Origin of the sequence: Mycobacterium sp. (genome assembly GCF_049280035.1) — a bacterium.
Classification (GTDB): Bacteria; Actinomycetota; Actinomycetes; order Mycobacteriales; family Mycobacteriaceae; genus Mycobacterium.
The window spans coordinates 1-4,712 of record NZ_JBAPPI010000868.1; the positions used below are offsets into that span (position 1 = coordinate 1).

The window sequence follows — 4,712 nt, forward strand, 5'->3', positions numbered from 1 at the left end:
GTGGTTGCCCAGACCCGTTCATTGGTGGTGATCACCTACCGGCCTGAATACCTAGGGCCGCTGACCCGGATTGCCGGTGGTCAGACCGTTGCGTTGGCGCCGTTGGATGATGCGCAGATTGCGGCGCTGATCACCGAGCTGGTGGGTGCCGATCCCTCGGTGGCGGGCTCACCCTCCAGATCGCCGAGCGGGCGGCGGGTAACCCGTTTTTCACCGAGGAGATCGTGCGGGATCTCGCCGACCGCGGCGTACTCCGCGGTGGTCGCGGCGCTTATGTGTGCCCGGGTGGCGCTGCCGAAGTTAGGGTGCCGGCGACGCTGCAGGCTGCGATCGCTGCTCGCATCGATCGGCTCGGTGCGCGGGCGAAACGCACGCTCAACGCTGCCGCAGTGATCGGGCTACGGTTCGGTGCCGATCTGTTGGCCGCACTGGTCGATGACATGGCGGTGACGCAGTTGCTGGAGGCGGAGCTCATCGATCAGGTGGCGTTCACACCCGTTGTCGAGTATGCGTTTCGGCACCCGTTGATCCACTCGGTTGCCTACCAGTCGCAATTGACCTCGGAGCGCGCCGAGTTGCATCGGAGCCTGGCTGCGGCCATTCAGCAGCGCAGTTCGGGATCGCTGGACGAGAACGCCGCGCTGATCGCCGAGCATTTGGAGGCTGCGGGCGATTTGCTTGAGGCGTTCGTGTGGCATATGCGGGCCGGCGCGTCGTCCACCAACCGCGACATCCGTGCGGCCCGGATGAGTTGGGAGCGGGCCCGCCAGGTCGCTGACCGGCTGCCCGCCGACGAGCCGGCTCGGCCGGCGATGCGCGTCGCGCCACGCACGCTGCTGTGCGGTAGTTCCTGGCGGGCGGGCAGCATCGTCAACACCGGTTTCGACGAACTGCGTCAACTGGCGTCGGCGGCCGATGACAAGGTCTCACTGGCCATCGGAATGTCCGGGCAGGTGACGATGCTGCTGATCCACGGGCGCTACCGAGAAGCGTCGCAGCTGGCGTCGGAATTCATCGGGCTGATGGAATCCATCGGGGATCCGGCGTTAACCCTGGCGCTGCTGTACGGGGCGATGGCCGCCAAACGCTTCACCGGGGAGGTGGCCGAAGTCCTCCGGTTGGCGCAGCTGTGCATCGACCTGGCCGACGGCGATGCCCACAAGGGCAACCTCATCCTGGGATCACCGTTGGCGGTCGCGCTCACGCTGCGCGGCACCGCGCGGTGCTTCCTGGGGCTGCCCGGATGGAAAGCCGACATCGAGCAGGCAGTGGCGGTAGTGCGCGCGTTCGACCCCCAGATGCGCGCTCTGATAATGCTGTACGCCTATGGTCTCGGCATAGCGGATGGGACCTTGATGTTTGACGCAACAGTCCTGCGGGAGACCGCGGAGATGCTAGAAATCGCGGAACGATCCGGTGAGGATTTCACGCTGGCCGTCGCCCGGTTCGTGCGGGGCGTGGCCCTCGTTCACCACGACGGCGCTGGACGAGCAGAGGGCTTTGACCTGCTTATCCAGGCTCGCGACGCCGTCCTGCGACAGCAGTTAACCGAGCCGATTCTGCCGGTTATCGACCTCGAGAACGCAATGGAGAAGACCCGAACCGGTGAGCTCGGCGCTGCCATCGAAGCGTCGCGTGCGCTAGTCGAGCACGAGTACGACTCCGGAGAGATCGCCTTACGCGGCGCCGCAGTTACCGCCTTGGTCGAATCGCTGTTGGCCCGCGGGACCGATGCTGACCTGCAGGAAGCGCAGGCCGCGGTCGACCGGCTGGCCGCCGTGCCAACCGAGCCGGGGTTCATCGTGTTTGAGGTTGCGCTGTTGAGGCTGCGGGCGCTGCTCGCGCGGGCACGCGGTGACCAGGGCGGTTATCGCGACTTCGCCGACCGGTACCGCGAGAGGGCGACATCGCTTGGCTTGGAAGGACATATGGCGACGGCCGAGGCGATGGCATAGCGGTGGCGTGCTAGCCGTTTTCGGCGATGTCTTCCAGTACCGCGAACATGGTGCGGGTCGGAACACCCGTGCCGCCCTTGGGGGTGTAACCCCACGGGCTGCCGGTGTTGTACGCCGGCCCAGCGACGTCGATGTGCGCCCACTTCACGCCGTCGGCAACGAATTCGCGCAAGAACACACCGGCCACCAGCATGCCGGCGAAGCGCTGCCCGCTGACATTGGCCAGGTCAGCCACCGTCGAGTTCAAGTCTTCCTTGAGTTCATCGGGCAGCGGCATCGGCCAGCCGTTTTCGCCAATGCGCTGCGAGATGGCTGCCACCCGGTCGCGGAACTCGTCACTGCCCATCACCCCGGGCGTACGCGCACCAAGCGCCACCGTCTGCGCACCGGTCAGCGTCGAGGTCTCAATCAGGTAGTCGGGGCTGTCTTCGCAGGCCCGCACAATCGCGTCGGCGAGGATCAGCCGGCCCTCGGCATCGGTGTTGAGCACCTCGACGGTGGTCCCGCCGTACTGAGTCAGCACGTCACCCGGGCGCTGGGCGGTCGAAGACGGCATGTTCTCGGCCATCGGCACTGTGGCGGTCACATCGATCGGCAGTTCGCGCTGGGCGGCCAGCGTCACGGTCGCGATGACCGCCGCCGCGCCGCCCATGTCGCCGGTCATGTAGTGCATCGATGCCGCCGGCTTGATCGAGATGCCGCCGGTGTCGAAGGTGACGCCCTTACCGACCAAGGCAACTTTCTTGGCGTGCTTCGGCTTTTTGGCCAGCCGCGACCCGTGATGGGTCAGCCGCACCAGCCGCGGTAGTCGCGACGAACCCTTGCCGACTCCGATCACCCCGCCGTAGCCCTGCTTTTGCAGCGCCTTATCGTCGAGCACCTCGACCTCGAGACCAACTGCTTCGCCCAAAGCCTTTGCCCGCTTTGCAAATTCAGCTGGAAACAGGTGGCTGGGCGGAGTGTTGACCAAGTCGCGGGCGGTAGCGACGGCGGTCGCGACCGCCGCTGCATGAGCAGCTTGCGCTTTGGCGTCCTTGGCGGTGGACAACACGGTGATCTTGCGCAGCCCCGGGTCTTTTGGCGCCGTCTTGTCGGTGCGGAACTCGGTGAACCGGTAGCTGCCCAGGATCAGTCCCTCCACAGCGGCCGCCAGCACGCCGGCTCCCGGCAATTCGGCCAGCGTGGTGATGACGGCCTCGGCGCCACCCAGCGCACGCGCCGCCGCGCCGGCCGCCCGGCGGATTACATCGGCGGGCCACTCGTCGCGCGGCTTGCCCAGCCCGATCGTCAGCACGCTGGCCACCGGCAGCGAGCTCACCACCAGCCGGTGTACCTGCTCGCTGGCGCCGGTGGCGGTCAGCGCGCGCAGGCCTGCCTCGATCTCCGCGACCGCCTCGGCCGGCAGTAAAGACTCAGCGGAGGCCACCACGGCACCCGGCTGGTCCTCGTCACCGGACGAGACCACCGGGACGATCAACACCGCCGATCCGGCGCTGCGGCGCGGCAGCGAGGTGGCGACGGCGACAGCTGGGGCGGGGTAACCGGGTTGTGTGCTCACAAGCATTAACCCTAACGACGCGCACCACAGTGCAGGTCATAGGCCACGACAGGTTCGTCGAAGCCCTTGAGCTGCAACGGTTCCTGGATAGTTGCTGGCCAATCAGGTAGTTGCTCGTGGACCTCCGCAGCGGCGAGGATCTGTCCCGGTTCCGCCGCAGCGACAAGCCGGGCCGCGAGGTTGACCGCGTTGCCGAAGTAATCACCATTGATGGCCAGGATCGGGCCGTAGGCCAGACCAGCGCGGACTTGTAGCCCCGCCTCGCGTGCGCGCGGATGGTCGACGAGGTCGAGCGCCGCTTTTGCCAACCGCTCCGGGTCCGAGCTCACCCACATCACCGCGTCGCCGAGGAACTTCACCAGCCGCCCGCCGTCGGCGTGCACTACGTCGCTGGCGGTGGCGTCGAACTCGGTGAGCATCGTCGACAACTCCGCGGGTGTGAGTAGTTGGGTCAGTGCAGTAAAGCCGGACAGATCGGCAAACCCGACGCCGCACAACAGGCTCGCCGACGGGCCCGTCACGACGCCCTCGATGAACGTTCGGGTGCCGACCAGATGGTGGCGGTGGACGGCGTCGATCATTGCCCCGAGGCGCGGGACGAACTGCGCGACCTCGCGGTAGGCCTGCGCGGTTGTGAGCTCGTCGCCAGTGTGCCCGAGCCACATGTTGGGTCGAGCGGCCCGGATCATCGACGAGATGGCCTCGGCCAGCCGGGCCACGGTCGAGCCAAGAACCCGCAGGAAGCCATCTGCGGGGTCGTTGCCCATCTGGGCCCGCAGCGCCACCCAGCTCGCCAGGCTGTCCACATCGACCTGACTCAACGCCGGCGTATCCGCGTTCGCGACGGTCAGGCCAAGCATGGCCCAGCCGTGTTCGACGTCCGCCAATGCCACGCCGATCGCTTCGGCGGCGGTCCGCAGGGTGTAGATCGGGGGACCGGACCATAGCAGGACGTCACCGGCGAGCCCGAACAGGCGGCCATGACGCTCGGCTTCGACCATCTCGTCCACGGTGAAACCGAGGTCCGCCAAGTACTCGATCAGACCAGCCCGCTCCGGCGCATCGGCGATCCCGGCGGCCTGAAGGTCCTCGAAATCGAAGGAATCGACCACCTGACCAAGTGTGCCAGGCAGGTCCCGGATATAGGGTGAAGTGCCGTGAGCCGCGCTGCGACGATGCAGAGCGCAGCGATGAGGAGG

4 protein-coding genes are annotated in these 4,712 nt (G+C 67.0%); 2 read left to right on the forward strand and 2 right to left on the reverse strand.

Annotated features, from left to right (window positions below):
- On the forward strand, nucleotides 1-393 hold a 393-nt coding region (locus WAN71_RS27665; RefSeq protein ID WP_422228382.1), incomplete at its 5' end, for a hypothetical protein.
- Nucleotides 390-1,955 carry a hypothetical protein gene (locus WAN71_RS27670; protein ID WP_422228383.1) on the forward strand — a complete coding sequence of 522 codons (1,566 nt, stop codon included), beginning with the start codon at nucleotides 390-392 and terminating at the stop codon, nucleotides 1,953-1,955. The genes WAN71_RS27665 and WAN71_RS27670, both read left to right, overlap by 4 nt.
- Before the next feature lie 10 nt (nucleotides 1,956-1,965).
- On the opposite strand, the gene WAN71_RS27675 is transcribed toward WAN71_RS27670, so the two are convergent.
- Complete coding sequence (locus WAN71_RS27675) at nucleotides 1,966-3,513, reverse strand: leucyl aminopeptidase (RefSeq protein WP_422228384.1); 1,548 nt, start codon at nucleotides 3,511-3,513, stop codon at nucleotides 1,966-1,968.
- Nucleotides 3,514-3,524: 11 nt separating this feature from the next.
- A complete protein-coding gene (locus WAN71_RS27680; protein WP_422228385.1) occupies nucleotides 3,525-4,625 on the reverse strand; it encodes an adenylate/guanylate cyclase domain-containing protein in 1,101 nt (366 codons plus the stop codon).
- Between the last annotated feature and the right edge of the window lie 87 nt (nucleotides 4,626-4,712).